Here is a 16,632-nt window from a genome sequence, read left to right on the forward strand (position 1 = left end):
CCGATGTCGATGCCAAGGGTGGCAACTTGCTGAAGCGGAGCTTTGGGCATGGCTCAAATCCTCGTGCTGGGCGCCCCTGATGAAGGGTGCGCCGGTAAGCACGGCCGGTCCATCCCATTAGCGGACCATCACACTTCGAACGGATCACTCAGACTGGCGATCGGCAAAATCCGAATTGAAGCTTGTCACCGTGCCATACATGTTTCTTTCAATTTGTATGGTGTATCGAACAGTCATCGCGCTCAACGGGCGCTACCGCCCCTCCAGCAGGTTCGTGTCCGCATCCCTGCCGAGATATTTCCCGGCGACCGGAATGGTTTGGTGATTGCGATTTGCGAACGGGGCTGTTGCGCCTAACCTCAGGCGGCAGCCGCCGCCCTGCCGCCGTGTCAGGGAGCAAGCTGGCTGGCACCGGGCCCTAGACCGTCGTCGGTTCCAATTCGACCACACGACCCGTCCGGCGGCCGGTTCCTGGATCCGAGGACCACGGAGCAATAGACTTCCTCGTTCGGCTGCGTTGAGCAACGAAGAAGACCCGGGGCACGCGCAACAGGACCTTTCCTTCATTCTGAGCCGGATACGCTTTCGCGAGCGCTGACTGGTACCGGCTCAAGAACTCCCGTCGTTCCTTGTCAGTGAGGAGTTTCAGGTAAGGCCTCAGCTCCGAACCCTTGAACCACTCGACGATGGCACCGGGGCCGGCGAGAGGATGAAGGTAAGTGGTTTCCCAAAGATCGAATGTGCAGCCCGTCTGTTGCAGGCAGGCGTAGTACTCGTCGATCGTTCCGGCGCTCTCCTTGCCGACGGATGCGGCCGACAGCTTCCCTGCCCAGGGGCCATCGCTTGCCACCTGTTCCATCAACCGATGGGATGGCTCGTCGACGGTGTTGGGAACCTGAACGGCAAGGCAACCGCCATCATGCAGAAACGACACAAGACGGGTCAAAATCCGCTGGTGGTCCGGCAGCCATTGCAGGACACCGTTCGCGAAGATCAGGTCGAAACGCACGTCCGGCCACCATGTGGTTAGGTCGGCGTCCTCGAAGGTCAGCCCTCTCAATCGTTCCCGCGCCTTGGACAGCATACCCGGGGAGTTGTCGAGGCCGGTGACAATCGCTTCCGGGAAGCGACCGAGGATGAGCGCGGTGCTGTTTCCCGGCCCGCATCCGATGTCGATGCATCGCCGTGCCTCGGTCAACGGCACACGCGCCAGGAGATCAGCCGATGGGCGCGTGCGCTCGGCTTCGAACTTCAGGTATTGATCGGCGTCCAGGTCGGACATCGAGATGTCCTCGTTCACTGTGCTGCTCCTTTTCGCCCCTCGGCCGCCACTGCAATCAGGGACAGAGGCTTCCTCGCGACGACTGGCGTGCGTCTGCGGCGGGGCTCCAATTGCTCCTCCACGAATTCAGCCGGAAGGCAACGGGCGAGGACGGGAGCCGCTGTCGATGGCCACGAACGTGAAGATCGCATCGGTGACCTTGATCTGCTCGTCACCGTCGCGGGAGCGGCGCCAAGCCTCGACCTGAAACTTCATCGATGTTCGTCCTGTCGAAATCAGGTCGGCGTAGACCGAGACCTCATCCCCAACCTGAACCGGGCTGTGGAACGCCATGCCGTCAACCGCGACGGTCACGCAGCGTCCCCGGGCACGCCGCGCGGCCGCATTGCCGGCCGCCAAGTCCATCTGCGCCATCAACCACCCACCGAAGATGTCACCCGCAGGATTGGTATCCGACGGCATCGCGATCGTCCGGATGACCGCCTCGCGCACTTCGATCTTGCCAGACTCCATGACTGTTCTCCTCACGACATTGGCCAGACTTCGAGGGCTCCGCGGTAGATCATCTCGACAGCCACGTAGAGGATGACGGCCAGACCCACATAGGCGATCCAGTGGTGCCTCTGAAGCAGACGGGCGATGAAGCTGGCGGCGATCCCCATCAGGGCAATCGACAGGACAAGGCCGAAGACAAGAACGACCGGATGGTCCTGCGCGGCTCCTGCCACTGCCAGGACGTTGTCGAGCGACATCGACACGTCGGCGACCACGATCTGCCAGGCCGCCTGGCCGAAGGTCTTGCTCGGGGCATGTTCGGCGATCAGCCCGTCGCTGTCCAGGTCGCGGTCCTCAAGAGCCTCCTCGGCCTCGAGATCCTTCTCCGCATGGCCGGCCCGCAGCTCCCGCCACATCTTCCAGCACACCCACAGCAGGAGAATACCGCCAGCCAGTAGCAGGCCGACGATCTGGAGAAGCTGAGTTGTCAGACCCGCGAAGACAATGCGCAGGACAGTGGCCGCAATGATCCCGATCAGGATCGCCTTGTTGCGTTGCTCTTTCGGCAACCCTGCCGCCGCCAATCCGATCACGACGGCATTGTCGCCGGCCAGCACCAGGTCGATCATGATCACCTGGAGCAAGGCCGATAAGGCCTCGGTCGTCAGAAGTTCGCTCATTCCTGGCCTCCTGTGATCGTCTCAACCGTGCGGGTGTCCTGCCCAAGTCAGGACACGTACTGACACTTCGATGCCGCCGTTCGCGTGTCCATGTTGCGACCCCGGTTGAGGTGGTCGTCGATCTCGGCGGCGCATCCGAGCATGCGGGCATAGAGGAAGATCGTGAACGCGCTCGTCTCGAGATCCTCCTGGGTCAGAGCACCGTCGCGGTAGGGCTGCCACAGCATCTTGAGAAGCAGGGCCGCGATCACCGCATCGATATTGACGCAGTAGACGTTGCGCGACACGCCGGTCTCGTATAGCGCCTTAACGAGTTCCAGGTAGTATTCGTGGAAGACGTTGTATTCCTCGCGTCGCCCGAACAGCTCCCGCACGAAGATCTCACGGGGATCGTGGTTCACCGGTTTGTCCTTGAAGACCGGATGATTCACGCCCGGAATCTTCCGGATGTCCAGGCTCCCGGTTGTCTTCTTGTTAGCCTTGTAGGTCGCGTACTCGCCTGCATATCGGCGGGCAAGGGCCGACAGGTCGATGCCGTGATCCGGAGTCCCCGGATCGATCAGATCGGCGTCCTGGAACTGCTCGATCAGGAAGGCGATGCCCTCGTAGCCGTTACCCCCATGGGCATAACCGGAATGGGTCAGGAAGCCGATCAGTGCCTTGTTGAGCTGCACCCGCTCGGGCGTCTCAGGGCCGTCGGCCGAAACCGCGCCCTTGGCGCCCTGAGCCGAGATCGTACCCGGCCCGTTCGAGAGCAGCAGGCCCACGAGGGTCTGGAAGGCAAATAGGTGGTCGGGGGTGGCTTCGGTGCCGACCAGGGCGGCGAAGGCAACCTCGGTCAGCGACCGCGAGCTGACGATCTCCTCATTGGGGATCCCGCAGAAGGCATCCTCCTGGTGCCGGCTGGCATCAGCCGACGCGCCGATCAGGGCGCCGAAGAGGCGCAGCCACCAGGGCAACGTCTCCGCTGTCAGCAACGAGATGCGCTTGCGCATCAGAGGCTCCCACGCCAGCGTCGTCGCCACTGCGGCGAGAACGGCGTCAGCCGTCGGATGCCCGTTGAGAGTGCGCAGGTAACGCATGAACACGGACTTCACGCCGCGGGCCTGCAATCCGTTAAGCAAGGCTTCGGCCTTCGCGTCAGGCCGATCGGACACGAACAGGTTTGCGGCGCCATCGAAGTCGACCAGACCGAGATCAAACTCCTCGTCGAGGGCGCTCCGCAATCCCGCTGCCGTAAAGCCTTCCACGAGCGCCCGCACTGCTTGGCGTGCCTGGTCCGCGTGCCGCGGCCCCAGAATGCTGCAAGCTGCGGCGAGAACCGTGTTGGGAGCATTGCCGGCCTCCCGCGCCGCCTGGGCCGCAACGAGAGTTGGCGTGCCGAACAGGTTGATCTCTGCCCCCACGGCGACATTGACCAGCTTCCGGTCGTTCTCGCTTCCTGGTCCTTTCAGCAGCGACAGGCAGATGTTCGACTCCGCCGGGAACTGCGCCGCATCCAGCATGGACGTACCATGGAGGGACGTGATCTGGGTCCTGGGATCCATCTGCGAGGCACCGGAGGCGTCCTTCATCGCCTGGCGCGGGAACACCGCCCCGATCTGCTGGTTCAGGTGCTCAATCTGCCTGTCGTAGGGGCTTGCCGCCGTGACCACGGGCAAATCAAGCTCCGGCGGCAGCACGATGCCTTGGCTCGAGCCAAACCACGGCTTGAGGGCCAGGCTGCCCTCGGGCTCGAAGTCGGGGCGGGCCGCATTGGCCTGCATCACCGCCGTCAGGGCGAGCGGGATGTGGGCGATGTTGGCGACCACAGCCCCCCGGGGCGAGAAGACGGGATTCTCCGGCGTGAAGATGCCGTCGACCCCGAACTTGGCCATGAACCATTGTTCCTTGGCCTGAGCGTCGTCGTTGCCCCCGGCCATCGCGCCGGCGTGACCGACCGCGCGGGTGAGCTTCGATTTCCAGCGCCCGACCACGCAGGCGACCACCGGTTTGGTGAAGGTGGCATCGAGCTCGTAGTAACCGCCGGGCTCGGCGTAGAGCACAGCGGCCTTGGTCCGGGCGTCGTTGGCCAGCGCGAACGCGAACTCGGGGGCGGCGTAGTGGATGTACACGTCCTTGCCGCTTGAGATCAGCGTAGTCGTGCCCCAGCCGGCCATGCGCAGGTAGGTGGCAATGGTCGTGGTGAAGTTGCCCGAGTTCGAGAAGATGGCGATGGAGCCTTTCCGGAGCGCCTCGCCGGGATTGTCGCCGCCGAGAGCCCCGCCGATGCGGACCTGGTTCCAAGAGTCCGCCACGCCGAGGCTGTTGCCGCCGAAGATGTCGATCCCATTCTGCTGGCCTAGAGCGCGGATCTCGCGCGAGTCGTGCACCGACAGCTTCTCGGTGACGATGAAGATCTTCTTGAGTTCGGGATTGACCCGGATCAGCTCGGCGACACCGTCACGGGCGCCTGAGGGCGGCAGGTAGATCACACCACAGTTGAAGCGATGCCCCGCCTCGAGACCCTCACGGACGTTGCTGTAGACCGGCACGTTCCCGACCGGCGTCTCCAGGACTTGGCCGCTGCGGCCCGGCGAGGTGCCGAACACCACGTTGCCGCCTGAGTAGACATGGCCCACCGGGGTGACGTCGCTCGACTCGCCACCCAGGATGTTGAGCACGCACACCCGATCGTCACGCGTGGCGATCTGGTCGAGCGAGCTGATGCCCACGTAATACTTGAAGCTGCCGACGCCTTGCTTGAACATTGTGTCTCCTCCAGTCTCTCGATCAGCCTCCGCTGAATGTCTTTACGTGAACGGTCCTGCTCAGGCGGCTGCCGCCACCGGAATGCGGAGCTTCGCCGCAACCTCGTCACGGCCGCCGGCCTTCATCCAGGCATCGGCCGCACGGGCGTGATTGATGACCTCGCTCATGTCGGAGTCGAAGCCGAACAGCCGATACGGCAGGCCGAGTGCCTCGAGCGTGTCCCGCAGGGCGCCCATGCCGCGCACCAGGTTGGGCCCGCCGCGGCCGGCCACGACATAGAGCGGCGAGGGGCCATGCTTGCCGAAGTGCTCGCGCAGGGCGTCGGCCATGGCCCGGAAGGTCTCGAAGATGTCGGTGTTGTTGGACTTGCCGCCGATGATGAACAGCACGTTCGATTGCTTGAGCCAGTGCTTGAAGCAGATGCGGGCCACCTCCTTCATCTTCGCGTAGGGTGGGTTGCCGCCGAAGTCGGAGGAGATGATTGCATCGTCGCCCAGCATCTGGGTGACGAGGGAGTTGGCGCCGCCGCCGAAGGTGGGCGCCAGGATCGTGCCCTGCGGGTTGATGACGTAGACGTCGCTCTGTCCCTGGTAGGTGCGGAGCTGGTTAATCTCCAGCTCGAAGTCCGAGTAGTCGGTGGCAAACAGGTGGTTGGGCAGGTTGAGCCGCTCCCAGCGCGGATCGTCGCGGTCGAAGCCGCACTTGAAGTCGCAGGCCACCGGGGTCAGGCGCCCGTTGCGGTCCGGCCGCATCCGGATCGGGTTCAGCTCCAGGGCGGTCATGCCGAAGTTGTGATAAAGTTCCCAAAGTTTCGGGAGCTGCTGCACCAGCGGTGAGATGATCTGCTTCGGGGCGTTCAACTCCGAGAGGGCGTTGGCGACCACGAAGGCCTTGAGGCCGGTCAGCGCGTCAAAGGGGATCTGGGCCACGAGGCTCTTGTCGATCTCCTCGATGTCCATGCCGCCGTGGTGGGTCAGGGTCATGGTCGGAGCGCGAAAGCGGGTCGAGTCGGAAATCGAGAAGTAGACCTCGTGCTCGGCCGGCACCGCGCCTTCGAACGTGACCCCGTTGGCTTTGGCCACGATGTGTCCGACACGATGCTCGACGAAGTAGAGCCGTTCCTTCTCCGTCAGTGCGGTCTTCAAGTCGGACGCCCGGCCGAGGAGGCCGGCCTTGCCTTTCTTGCCGACGCCGCCTTTGAACACCGGCTTGATGAAGACGCTGCCGTGGCGGTCGATCAGCGCCCGGATCTCCTCCTCGCTGGCGTCAGGGCCAAGGACTTCCGACGTCGAAAACCCGGCGAATTGCAGGAGCTTGGCTCCATGGAGCATGCCCGTGATCTGCATTGTGAACCTCCAATGTTAGGGTGTGACGCAAATACCGAATGCTTGCCCCTTGATGTCAGTCTTCGACGAAAACCTCGTCCCGTCCTTTGCGGATCGTCGGCAACATCGCCAGAAGGAAGACGATGGCTGCCACGATGAGCAGACCGGCGCTCACCGGATGGTCGATGAAGGTCGTGATCTCACCACGTGCGATGATCAGCGCACGCCTGAAGTTCTCCTCCATGAGCTTGCCGAGCACGAAGCCGAGCAGCAGCGGCGCCGGCTCGAAGCCCAACTTGATCAGCCCGTAACCAACCAGGCCGAAGAAGGCGATGAACATCACGTCGGTCGGCAGCGAGTTGATCGAGTAGATGCCGATGCAGCAGAACATCAGGATCGCCGGGAACAGCAGGCGGTACGGCACCTTCAACAGCCGCACCCACAGGCCGACCAGCGGCAGGTTGATGATGAGCAGCATCAGGTTGCCCACCCACATCGAGGCGATCATGCCCCAGAACAGGGTCGGGTTCTTGGTCATCACCTGCGGACCCGGGATGATGCCGTGGATGGTCATGGCACCGACCATCAGGGCCATCACGGCGTTTGGCGGGATGCCGAGCGTCAGCAGCGGGATGAACGAGGTCTGCGCACCGGCATTGTTGGCGCTCTCCGGCCCAGCCACGCCCTCTATCGCCCCACGGCCGAAGCGCTTGGGATCCTTGGCGAGCTTCTTCTCCACGGTATAGGCGGCGAACGGGCCGAGGACAGCGCCATTGCCGGGCAGGATGCCCAAGATGGCGCCGATAAGGGTGCCGCGCAGCACCGGCTTGTAAGACTGCTTGAAGTCGTCCTTGCTGGGCAGAAGGCGTCCGATGGCCTGCCTCACCACGTCCCGCGTCTCCGTGTGATCGAGGTTGCGCAGGATCTCGGCGATGCCGAAGATGCCCATGGCCAGCACTGCGAAATCGATGCCGTCGGCCAGGAACGGCAGCCCGAACGTCATGCGCTCCTCGCCGGTCTCCAGATCGGTGCCGACCGTCGAGAGCAGAATGCCGACAAGGATCATGGCCACCGCTTTCAGGATCGAGCCATGGGCGAGCACGACGGCGAAGACCAGGCCCATGATCATCAGGGAAAAATACTCCGTCGGGCCAAACAGCAGCGCGAGGCCGGTGAGTGGCTTTCCGAGCGCCGCGATGACCAGGGTGGCCACCGTGCCGGCGAAGAAGGAGCCGATGGCGGCGATGCCGAGCGCCACGCCGGCACGACCCTGCCGGGCCATCTGGTGGCCGTCGAGGGCCGTCACCACAGAGGTGGCCTCGCCGGGAATGTTGACCAGGATGGCCGTGGTCGAGCCGCCGTACTGCGCGCCGTAATAGATACCGGCCAACATGATCAGCGCGCCGGTGGGATCGAGTCCGAACGTGATCGGCAGCAGCATGGCGATGGTCGCGATCGGCCCGACGCCGGGCAGCACGCCCACCAGAGTGCCGACGAGACAGCCGAGGAAGGCGAGGCCCAGGTTCTGGAGCGACAATGCGACCCCGAAGCCGAGGCTCAGGTTTGAGAAGAAGTCACCCATCAGATCCTCCCAGAGTGGTCAGCCACGTCAATCGACGTGTCGTTGTTACGAGGGCGGAGAAGGAGTACGAGCAGTCCGCCGCCGGCAAAGAGAGCGGCCGTAAGGCGCAGGATCTGCTTCTGTGACCAGGTCGCCGGGAAAAGATCGGCGAACGCCTGCGGAAAGATCGGGATCGGCAAATTGAGCACGTCGCCGAAGAGGACCATGCAGAACGGCGTGAGCAGGAGCGCGAGGATCAGGAGATCCCGCAGGCGAGCTTCATGGGAGGCATAGCCCCCGATGATGATCGCCAATGGCCCGGCGATCGCAAGCCCGAGGCCCGGCAAGGTGATCGTACCGAGCGAGAACGGCCGGATGGCGACGGCAAAGGCGACGATTGCAAGGATCACCAAGGCAGGGCCACGCAGGCTCCAGCGATCCAGGCCCTGGCCGTGCGTCGTGAAGCCTGTCCCAACAAGGACAAGTCCGCAGAGGCCGACACCGATGGCAAGCCAACGCGGCAGGAGCGCGGGACCCATGGACTGCAAGGTGCCCTGATCGAGGTCGCTGGTCAGCCAGAGCGCCAGGGCCGCGAGTGCAATGAGCGCCAGTCCGGCAACGAGGCCCTGCGGCGAACGAAGGGGCCCGGCATGCGTCGGGCGGACGTCTCCTGACATGACTTCAGACATGTTTCACCTCCCTGGCGCACCCCGTGGTGCGCTGGTTTCCATCCACTTGTTTGAGAGCCTGCTATCCGCAGGTCTTTTGCTTCGCTTCCCACACGGAGCCTCCGAGGCGGCCCGAGGGAGCGTAAGGCCGGCAGTGGCCGTTCACCTCGCCGATCGGTGGGCAATCACTGTGACCAGCCGTCCGTGCCTGACGGCGTCCAGTCCAAACATCTCCCAGGCGATCGGATCGTCGAACTGCCCTGGGAGTTCGTAGGCGAGCCAATCCCCGTATCTCGGATTGGCTCGGATCTCGTACAGGACTCGCGATGTTGGGTTGCCCGAACGGCGCGAGACTTCGATGCAGGCTGAAACCGGGTCGGTCGCTTCCGTGACGCCGAGGACGCGGTCGGTCCCGCTTTCAATGACGATGTACGTCGGCATGCGGAGCATCTTCCATCGTGGCTCGCAGGCACCACCCCCGGCAACCTCAATCCGAAGCGCTTGGGGTGGTGCTGCTCCTGCGCCATCGATCAGTCGATGGAGATGGATGACTTCTTGACGATCTCGGCCCAGCGGGCGGATTCCGTCTTCATCATGGCCGCGAACTCCTCCGGGCTGTTCCCGACCGGCTCCGCGGCCTCGTTCTCGAGCCGCTCCCGCACGACACCGGTCGTGATGGTCTCGACCGTTGCCTTCCGGATCTTCTCGGCGACGTCCTTTGGCGTACCCTTCGGAACGGCGAACCCGTACCAGGCAGTTGCCTCGTAGGCCGGCCATCCGCTTTCCGCCACGGAGGGCACCTCCGGGAATTTCTTGGCCCGGGCTTTGGACGTGACCGCAAGGACCTTCACGTCGCCGCTCTCAATGAGACCGAGGACCGACGGCACGGTGGTCACCATGAAGTCCATGCGGCCGCCGAGGAGATCGTTCAAGGCCGGCCCTGCGCCGCGGTATGGCACGTGAGTGGCCTGAAAATTCGCCTCTTGGGCAAGCAGGACGGTGGCGAGATGGCTCGCCGAGCCATTGCCCGCGGACCCGTACGTCAGCTTGCCCGCGTTCTTCTGGGCGTGCTCGACCAGTTCCTTGATCGTCTTGTGCGGCGAGTTCTTCGGCACGACCACGACCAGCGGCGCCGCCGTGATGAGCGTGAGGGGATCGAAGGCCGTCAGGGGATCGATCTTGACGTTCTTGAACAGATGGGGGTTGACCACCATCGGTCCCTGGTTGGCCATCAGGACGGTATAGCCGTCGGGCTCGGCCTTCGCCGCCTGCTGGGTGGCAACGTTGCCCCCGGCGGAGCCGTTGTTCTCGACGATCAGGCTCTGTCCGAGCCTCTCGCCGACGCCTTGCGCCACGAGGCGGGCGATCGCGTCGGTTCCGCCGCCGGCGGCATACGGGACAACGAGCTTCATCGGCCGCGTCGGGAAGCTGTCCTGAGCGATCGCGCCGCTAAAGGGTGCCGCAATCGTCGTTGAGGCCAGAAGTGCGCAACAGAGCAGTCGGCGTGTGATGGTCATGGGCATGGTTTCCTCCGTGTTGTATCCCTTCCAGAGGCGCAGCAACAGCGCTTGCCGGGACGATGACATTGCCCTCGAAGATTCTGCGGGCGGTGCGGACAAGACTTGCCCGCGAGACATGACCGGAGTCATTGAAGCTCAGGTCGATCTCGGTCCGGCCGCTTGGGTGCTCGAGGTTCACTAATGACGTGAGACTGGGAGTGGCGAGGTCGTGCGCAACGCTGCCGGGCAGGCGGCAGGCGGCCGCGATGCACAGGGCGCCCGTGACGGCGTGGCCCTTGTGGCAGCGTTGCGCGTTCATGAAGTAGCGGGAGGTGATCGTCCCGCCGTGGCGTGCGCCGGACAGGATCGCGAGCTTCGGAACGACGCTGCCCGACACATCGCCGAGGCCCATGCGGCGTCCTGCCTCCAGCCGGATGGCCTCGAGGCGGGCCAGGAGGTCCAGGTTGGCTTCGAGTTCATCGGGCGTTTCATCGCCGGAGAGGCCCAGGTCGGAGGCCCGGAGCAGCACCATCGGCATGGCGTAGTCGAGGAGCGTGACCGGCGTGTTCTCGATGAATTCACGAACGTGGCCGGTGGGCAGGAACGCGCCGGTCTTGGAGCCGAGTGCATCAAGGAAGGTCAGCTTGACCGGGGCTGCCGTGCCGGGCACGCCATCGATCGCGGTCTCGCCCTCGTATTCGACGATGCCGGCCGGGGTCTGGACCACGGCCTCGATCGTGGTCGAGGTGTTGCGGTTGAAGATCCGGACCGTGGTCTCGCCGATCTCGGCCGGCACCAGGCCGGCCTCGATCGCGAAGGGGCCCACCGCGGACAGCATGTTGCCGCAGTTCGGGCTGAAGTCGACGAAGGCCCGGTCCGTCGAGACCTGGGCGAAGAGGTAATCGACGTCGGCTCCAGGCTGGGACGAGGGGCTGACGATCGCAACCTTGCTGGTCATCGGGTTGCCGCCGCCGATACCGTTGACCTGGAGCACGTGGGGAGACCCCATGGCGGCGATCAGGAAGCGCTCACGCTCCGCAGGGGCGATGGGAAGATCCGCCTCGAGGAAGAATGGCCCCCGCGAAGTCCCGCCGCGCATGAGCACGCAGGGAACCCGCAGAGCGCTAGTATTCGGTGTGGGGAGAGTGGCATGCACGGCGGCAGATCCATTGGTTCTATTGCCCGAGGACCATCTCAGATCTCGAATCTACTTTGAAATGCAAAGATCGGTGCTATTGATGCGTCATGAGCATCAATTTCGAAGCACTTGATTTGCGTGCCTTTGTTGCAGTTGTGGACCTTGAGGGGTTCCATCGCGCGGCCGAGGCCCTGAACCTGTCCCAGCCGGCGCTCAGCCGGCGCATCCAGAGACTGGAGGCCGCTGTCGGTGCTGCCCTGCTGGAGCGCACGACCCGGCGCGTGGCCTTGACGAACGTTGGACGGGAGTTCCTGCCTCTCGTCCGACGCATGCTCGATGAGTTCGACTCGTCGCTGTTCGCGATGCGCGATGTCGGCAGACAGCGGAGAGGCTTGATCTCGCTTGCCTGTGTCCCGACGGCAGCCTTCTACTTCCTGCCGTCCGTCATCGCACGGTTCAACGAGCAGTACCCGAACATTCGCTTCCGGATCCTGGACCTGTCCGCAAACGAGGGCCTGGAGAGCGTGGCGCGGGGCGAGGTCGAGTTCGGCATCAACCTTCTCGGGGCGTCCGATCCGGAGCTGATCTTCGAACCCCTGATCGAGGATCCCTTTGTCCTGGCGTGCCGACGGGACCACCCGCTGGCGCAGCGAGACGTTCTCGCGTGGTCGGATCTTGAGGGCCAGCCGCTTGTTGCCGTCAGCCGGACCAGCGGCAACCGCATCATCTTGGATGCAGCGCTCGTGCGAGCCGGAGTGAGTCTGAGTTGGTCATATGAAGTGACCCACCTCTCGACCTCGCTGGGTCTCGTGGAGGCTGGGTTGGGCATCTCGGTCCTGCCGAAACTTGCCACACCTCAAGGCGATCACCCCATCATCGTCACGCGACCGATCCGGAACCCGGAAGTGTCACGCACGATTGGTGTGGTGCGGCGGCGTGGCGGCCGCCTGGCGCCCGCTGCCGAGCGTTTCCTCGAGATGCTCCTGGGAACGTGGAAGGACGCGCCCTAGCGCAGTAGCCAAACCGAAATGCGAGGCTCTTCCGAAAGAGGTCCAGCAAAGAAGCTTCAGCCCATAGACGCCGGACGGTCTACGAGGACAGTGCTTATCCCAGCCAAGTAGAACATTCCAACAGGGTTGGTCATACTGACCAGACGCTTGTCGGTGAGACGTGCCTCATGTCCGCGATAGTTCCCCGCCGTGCGAATCTTCCCAAACGTGCAAGGCCAACTCCCAGCCTTAGGCAAGCCATCATTGGTCTGCGATCCGGAAGGGCCGCTTGTGGCACGTTCCTGAAGTACGCCGAATGTCCGCATAAGGCGGGCACACCGGACATTCATGAGAAGTCGGCAATTGACCGAGCCTGTGTGAAAACGCTGACGAGCGACGCCTCGGGGGAACTTTATGTCTCGCAGGCTTTGATTAGGCGGGGAATCCTCTGTGCAGGGGCGCGAGCTTGTACGAATAGTTCGCCATCGTCGGTTCGGTTTGAGTTTTCACACAGTCTCGACCCAGAGCTGACTCTAGCGGTGCCGAGGTAGCATAGTTTGTACCCGCCACGGTTCCCTAGGGCATTCGGTAACAATGGCCACCAACTTGGATCCGGCTCCATTTTCCAGACATAGGGTTCCGCTCAGGCCCGCTGGATGTCCGCCCGCAGCGGCTCCCAGATCGTGACGTCCCGTGGCTTGCTGAGAAGCTCCGGGAGAGCCTGATACCAGGCCTCACGATAGGATCGCTTGAGCTGGACTTCCAGGACGTCGTTGTGGCTCTCCCAGGTCTCAAGGAGCATGAACCGGTTTGCCGACTCGGGATCCTCGTGCAGGAACGCCTGATGGAACATGGGCTCGCTGCGCATCGCGTCGAGAACGCCGTTGAGCAGGGCAAGGAAGCGATCGCGCTGATCCGCCATGACATCGAACTTAATCAGGTAGGTTACTGCCATCGTACGCTCCTCGGTCTGGAAACTTTGTCGTCGTGTGGGCTGGTGGAAGGTTCGGCGAGGACTGGCGCGGCAGGCGATGCGCCAGTCCCTCCCCATAGCTTCAGGCTGCGGCCGGCACCTGATCGAGAAAGCCGACCACGCTTCTGAGCCGGCCGTTCTCCAGGGTCGCGAAGTCGGTGCCCTTGATGGGGCCGTCGCCGCCCTCCGGACCAAGCTGCCAGGAAAAGCGCACCTGATTGCCGTAGCCGTCGGGCTGTCCCACGAGGGCAAAACGGAAGCCCGGGAACTGTCCCTGCACGCCAGCGATCAGGGTGTCGATCTGGTCATGGCCTTCACCTTGCATGAGAGGATCGCGGTAAGTGCCAGCCTCGTTCCAGAGGTCTGCCATCAGGACCTTGCGGTGATCCGGATCGGTCTCGTTCCACAGGGCGATGTAGCGGGTGGCGATGGTGACAGCGTCGGTCATGGGAGGTCTCCTGTTCGATGGCCGGATCAGTTCCGGCGTGAGAACCATGGCCGGGGCAGGACATGGCGTCGATTACGTCGGAGGTAATCGATCGGGATCGAAGCGGTTCTTGAAAGGAGGAAGGGCCAAAATAACGCGGACAGCCCGCTTCTCACTGCGAGGCGGGCTTTCCGTCCTGGATCAGGCTGCGAGTGCCTGCTGGCGCAGGACGTCGTCCAAAGAGATCTCTCCCTTGAACCCGCCGGTGCTGACAGCCACTTCGCCACGCTCGATCGCGTGCGCGAACCGGACCGCCGGATCCGCCTCCAGTTTCTCGAAGAGGCGCTGCAAGCCGGGATAGTCGCGCCGATCGACAACGTCATGATACTTCGTCCACCGGGCGACGCCGATGAAGTAGGCATCAGCCAGCGTGCGCTGATCACCCAGCAGCCACTCCTTGTTGCCGAGCATTGCTTCCAGATTGGCATGAACTCTCGCGACCTGTGTCGCACCATAGGCTCTAAGGACGTCCTTGTTCGGCCCCTCTGCTTCATGCTCAAGGGCATACCAGAGTGGGCCAAAGGCGCTGAAAAAAGCTCGTGTTGAGGAAGGCCAGCATCTGGTTGAGGCGATCGAACCCTGCCGTGCCTTGCGCGAAGGACAATCCCTTGCCAATCCCACGGGCGCCGAGATGATTGAGGATCGCCATGCTTTCGCTGATCCGCTCGCCCGCAGCCGTCACCAGCGTCGGAGTCTCGCCGACCGGATTGAGCCTCCGATAGGCATCGCTCGTCACGACCGCCGGCATCTCGATGCGGCAGAGCCGATACGGCTCTCCGAGTCATTCCAGGGCAACGATCGAGCCGAACGAGCACCCTGACGGGACGCCGTACATGAGGGTCTGGACCATGATGTGTCTCCTTTGTTTGCGACGACATCACCATGCCATTATGGACTTCGACGCTGTAGCTGGTACTTTTGAAACTTAAAGTCCATGAATGTGAACGCTGGATATGAGGTTCAACTTCAACGATCTGCATATTTTCGTCCAAGCGGTAGAGAACGGAGGCTTCGCTGCGGCTGCCCGTCAGTTGAGCATGCCCAAATCGACTGTCAGCAAGCGCGTCGCCGAGCTCGAGGCCGACCTCGGCATTCGCCTGATCCATCGCACCTCGCGCAGTTTCGTGCTGACCGATGTTGGTCGCGATTTCTACGACCACGCCCGCGCGGCCGTCATCGAGGCGGAGGCGGCCGAGAGCGTGGTGCAGCGGCGGCAGGCGGAGCCGCAAGGAACTGTGCGGATCACCGCGTCCGTGCCGGTGGCGCAGTTCCACCTTGCCGATCGTCTGCCGGCACTCGCGCGCGCCTATCCCAAACTGGATCTGCAACTCCACATCACCGACCGTTTCGTCGATCTGGTTCGCGAGGGCTTCGACATTGCCATCCGGAGCCATTTCGCGGCGCTGCCCGATTCCGACCTCATGCAGCGTCGGATGACGGTGGAGCGGATCACGCTGGTCGCCGCGCCGGAGTACCTAACCTGTCGGGATACGCCGAAGCACCCTGATGACGTTGTCGGACACGACGGGCTGCTGACAGGACCCACATCAAAGACATGGAGGCTGACGCACAATGATGGCACAGAGATCCAAGTCACCCCGGCGCCGCGGCTGGTTGCCGATGAATCCCTGGTGCTGTTGCGGGCTGCGGCGGCAGGCCTCGGGATTGCATGCCTTCCCGAAACCATGTCGGCCCCTTTCATCGGAACCGGTGAACTGGTGAGGGTGCTGCCGGACTGGTCTGCCGGAAGCGTGACCTCGACGATCCTGACGCCGCATCGGCGCGGAGAGCTTCCCGCTGTCAGGGCCGTCATCGACTTCCTGGCAGGCGGCTAACAGGCAGTCTCGACGAGAGGAACCAGTTCCGTCGCAGGAATCGGAATCAAGTCTGATGGTTTTAGCTACAATCTTCGGCGCTGATCCTCAGAGGCCTCTGCAAGGCATCACAGCGGCGATCCTCAAGGCAGAAACACTTAGCCATTGACCTAACTATAGGGCATCTGTATAGTTAGCCAAATGGGAAACAATCACTCGGCACTGGACGCTGTCTTTCACGCACTTGCCGATCCAACCCGCAGGGCCGTCATTCAGCGGCTCGGTCAAGGGCCGGCGACGGTGAGTGAACTGGCCGAGCCATTCGATATGGCTTTGCCGTCATTCGTGAAACATATCGCAGTGCTCGAAGCATCGGGGCTGATTGGTTCCAAGAAAATCGGCCGTGTCCGCACGTGCACGCTAAAGCCCAGGAAGCTGGCTGCTGCCGAACGGTGGTTCGGTGAACAACGTGCCCTTTGGAAAAGCCGATATGACAATCTCGACAACCTGTTATCGGGACTGAGCGGAGAGGAAAAATGAAAGCTGACTTGCAGTTTGACTTCCTTGTAGACAAAGAAAACAACACCATGACGATCAGGCGAGAGTTTGCCGCCAAACGGCAACTGGTCTGGGATTGCCATACGAAAAGCGAGCTGCTCGACCAATGGTTTGCGCCCAAACCGCTCACGACGAAAACCAAGGCCATGGATTTCAGAGAAGGTGGGCATTGGCACTATGCCATGGTCGATCCTGATGGGCAGGAGTACTGGGGCCGCATGGATTATCAGACCATCAGCCCGATCGATCATTACACGGCTCTTGATGGTTTCAGTGATGAATCCGGTGCTCTAATGATCTTCACTAAAGACCTGCAACGGAGAGACCTGCGTGCCGAAAGAAGCTGGTAATGAGCTCAGGCCGTTGCTGCAGGCGGCCGAACTCGCGGCGGGCCAGGCGGTGCAAGTCGGCG

15 protein-coding genes and 2 pseudogenes are annotated in these 16,632 nt (G+C 63.0%); 4 read left to right on the top strand and 13 right to left on the bottom strand.

Translation table 11 applies throughout. From position 1 onward, the window contains the following. Nucleotides 1-514: 514 nt before the first annotated feature. From tam to ACS5Q1_RS39225, 10 genes and pseudogenes are all read right to left on the bottom strand, one after another. A pseudogene (tam, locus tag ACS5Q1_RS39180) lies at nucleotides 515-1,282 on the bottom strand (trans-aconitate 2-methyltransferase); the annotation flags it as partial. Nucleotides 1,283-1,408: 126 nt separating this feature from the next. Continuing rightward, nucleotides 1,409-1,795: an acyl-CoA thioesterase gene (locus ACS5Q1_RS39185; protein ID WP_473103308.1), complete on the bottom strand. Its 387-nt coding sequence runs from the start codon at nucleotides 1,793-1,795 to the stop codon at nucleotides 1,409-1,411. Between the two features lie 11 nt (nucleotides 1,796-1,806). Further along, the gene (locus ACS5Q1_RS39190) at nucleotides 1,807-2,457 is read right to left on the bottom strand and encodes a TerC family protein (protein ID WP_473103309.1); all 651 of its coding nucleotides are present in this window, start codon (nucleotides 2,455-2,457) and stop codon (nucleotides 1,807-1,809) included. 47 nt (nucleotides 2,458-2,504) lie between these two features. Next, nucleotides 2,505-5,207 carry a CoA-binding protein gene (locus ACS5Q1_RS39195; protein WP_473103310.1) on the bottom strand — a complete coding sequence of 901 codons (2,703 nt, stop codon included), beginning with the start codon at nucleotides 5,205-5,207 and terminating at the stop codon, nucleotides 2,505-2,507. A 60-nt stretch (nucleotides 5,208-5,267) separates the two neighbouring features. Then, nucleotides 5,268-6,554: an ATP citrate lyase citrate-binding domain-containing protein gene (locus tag ACS5Q1_RS39200; RefSeq protein ID WP_473103311.1), complete on the bottom strand. Its 1,287-nt coding sequence runs from the start codon at nucleotides 6,552-6,554 to the stop codon at nucleotides 5,268-5,270. A gap of 55 nt (nucleotides 6,555-6,609) precedes the next feature. Continuing rightward, nucleotides 6,610-8,115 (bottom strand): tripartite tricarboxylate transporter permease, encoded by a 1,506-nt coding sequence (locus ACS5Q1_RS39205; protein ID WP_473103312.1) that lies wholly within the window; start codon nucleotides 8,113-8,115, stop codon nucleotides 6,610-6,612. Continuing rightward, the gene (locus ACS5Q1_RS39210) at nucleotides 8,115-8,783 is read right to left on the bottom strand and encodes a tripartite tricarboxylate transporter TctB family protein (protein ID WP_473103313.1); all 669 of its coding nucleotides are present in this window, start codon (nucleotides 8,781-8,783) and stop codon (nucleotides 8,115-8,117) included. Before ACS5Q1_RS39210 ends, ACS5Q1_RS39205 begins: the two co-directional genes overlap by 1 nt. A 141-nt stretch (nucleotides 8,784-8,924) precedes the next feature. Next, entirely contained in the window at nucleotides 8,925-9,203 is a 279-nt protein-coding gene (locus ACS5Q1_RS39215) for a hypothetical protein (RefSeq protein ID WP_473103314.1), read from the bottom strand. Nucleotides 9,204-9,292: 89 nt separating this feature from the next. Further along, nucleotides 9,293-10,279: a Bug family tripartite tricarboxylate transporter substrate binding protein gene (locus ACS5Q1_RS39220; RefSeq protein WP_473103315.1), complete on the bottom strand. Its 987-nt coding sequence runs from the start codon at nucleotides 10,277-10,279 to the stop codon at nucleotides 9,293-9,295. Then, nucleotides 10,212-11,417, bottom strand: coding sequence for a 4-oxalomesaconate tautomerase (locus ACS5Q1_RS39225; protein WP_473103316.1), 1,206 nt, complete (start codon nucleotides 11,415-11,417; stop codon nucleotides 10,212-10,214). Before ACS5Q1_RS39225 ends, ACS5Q1_RS39220 begins: the two co-directional genes overlap by 68 nt. A gap of 89 nt (nucleotides 11,418-11,506) precedes the next feature. Here ACS5Q1_RS39225 and ACS5Q1_RS39230 point away from each other — a divergent pair, with 89 nt between their 5' ends. Further along, nucleotides 11,507-12,409, top strand: a complete 903-nt coding sequence (locus ACS5Q1_RS39230; protein ID WP_473103317.1) for a LysR substrate-binding domain-containing protein — start codon at nucleotides 11,507-11,509, stop codon at nucleotides 12,407-12,409. 622 nt (nucleotides 12,410-13,031) lie between these two features. On the opposite strand, the gene ACS5Q1_RS39235 is transcribed toward ACS5Q1_RS39230, so the two are convergent. The 3 genes and pseudogenes from ACS5Q1_RS39235 to ACS5Q1_RS39245 form a co-directional block, all read right to left on the bottom strand. Further along, nucleotides 13,032-13,343 (bottom strand): putative quinol monooxygenase, encoded by a 312-nt coding sequence (locus ACS5Q1_RS39235; RefSeq protein WP_473103318.1) that lies wholly within the window; start codon nucleotides 13,341-13,343, stop codon nucleotides 13,032-13,034. Nucleotides 13,344-13,443: 100 nt separating this feature from the next. Next, on the bottom strand, nucleotides 13,444-13,809 hold the full coding sequence (locus ACS5Q1_RS39240; RefSeq protein ID WP_473103319.1) for a nuclear transport factor 2 family protein: 366 nt from the start codon (nucleotides 13,807-13,809) through the stop codon (nucleotides 13,444-13,446). Nucleotides 13,810-13,989: 180 nt separating this feature from the next. Beyond that, nucleotides 13,990-14,698: pseudogene (locus ACS5Q1_RS39245) on the bottom strand (glutathione S-transferase family protein). A 103-nt stretch (nucleotides 14,699-14,801) separates the two neighbouring features. On the opposite strand from ACS5Q1_RS39245, the gene ACS5Q1_RS39250 reads away from it, so the two are divergent. From ACS5Q1_RS39250 to ACS5Q1_RS39260, 3 genes are all read left to right on the top strand, one after another. After that, nucleotides 14,802-15,683 carry a LysR family transcriptional regulator gene (locus tag ACS5Q1_RS39250; protein WP_473103320.1) on the top strand — a complete coding sequence of 294 codons (882 nt, stop codon included), beginning with the start codon at nucleotides 14,802-14,804 and terminating at the stop codon, nucleotides 15,681-15,683. Between the two features lie 180 nt (nucleotides 15,684-15,863). Further along, nucleotides 15,864-16,202 (top strand): ArsR/SmtB family transcription factor, encoded by a 339-nt coding sequence (locus tag ACS5Q1_RS39255; RefSeq protein ID WP_473103321.1) that lies wholly within the window; start codon nucleotides 15,864-15,866, stop codon nucleotides 16,200-16,202. After that, nucleotides 16,199-16,570 (top strand): SRPBCC family protein, encoded by a 372-nt coding sequence (locus tag ACS5Q1_RS39260; protein WP_473103322.1) that lies wholly within the window; start codon nucleotides 16,199-16,201, stop codon nucleotides 16,568-16,570. Before ACS5Q1_RS39255 ends, ACS5Q1_RS39260 begins: the two co-directional genes overlap by 4 nt. The last annotated feature ends 62 nt before the right edge of the window (nucleotides 16,571-16,632 follow it).

The sequence above is a fragment of the Microvirga sp. GN3 genome (genome assembly GCF_055792825.1).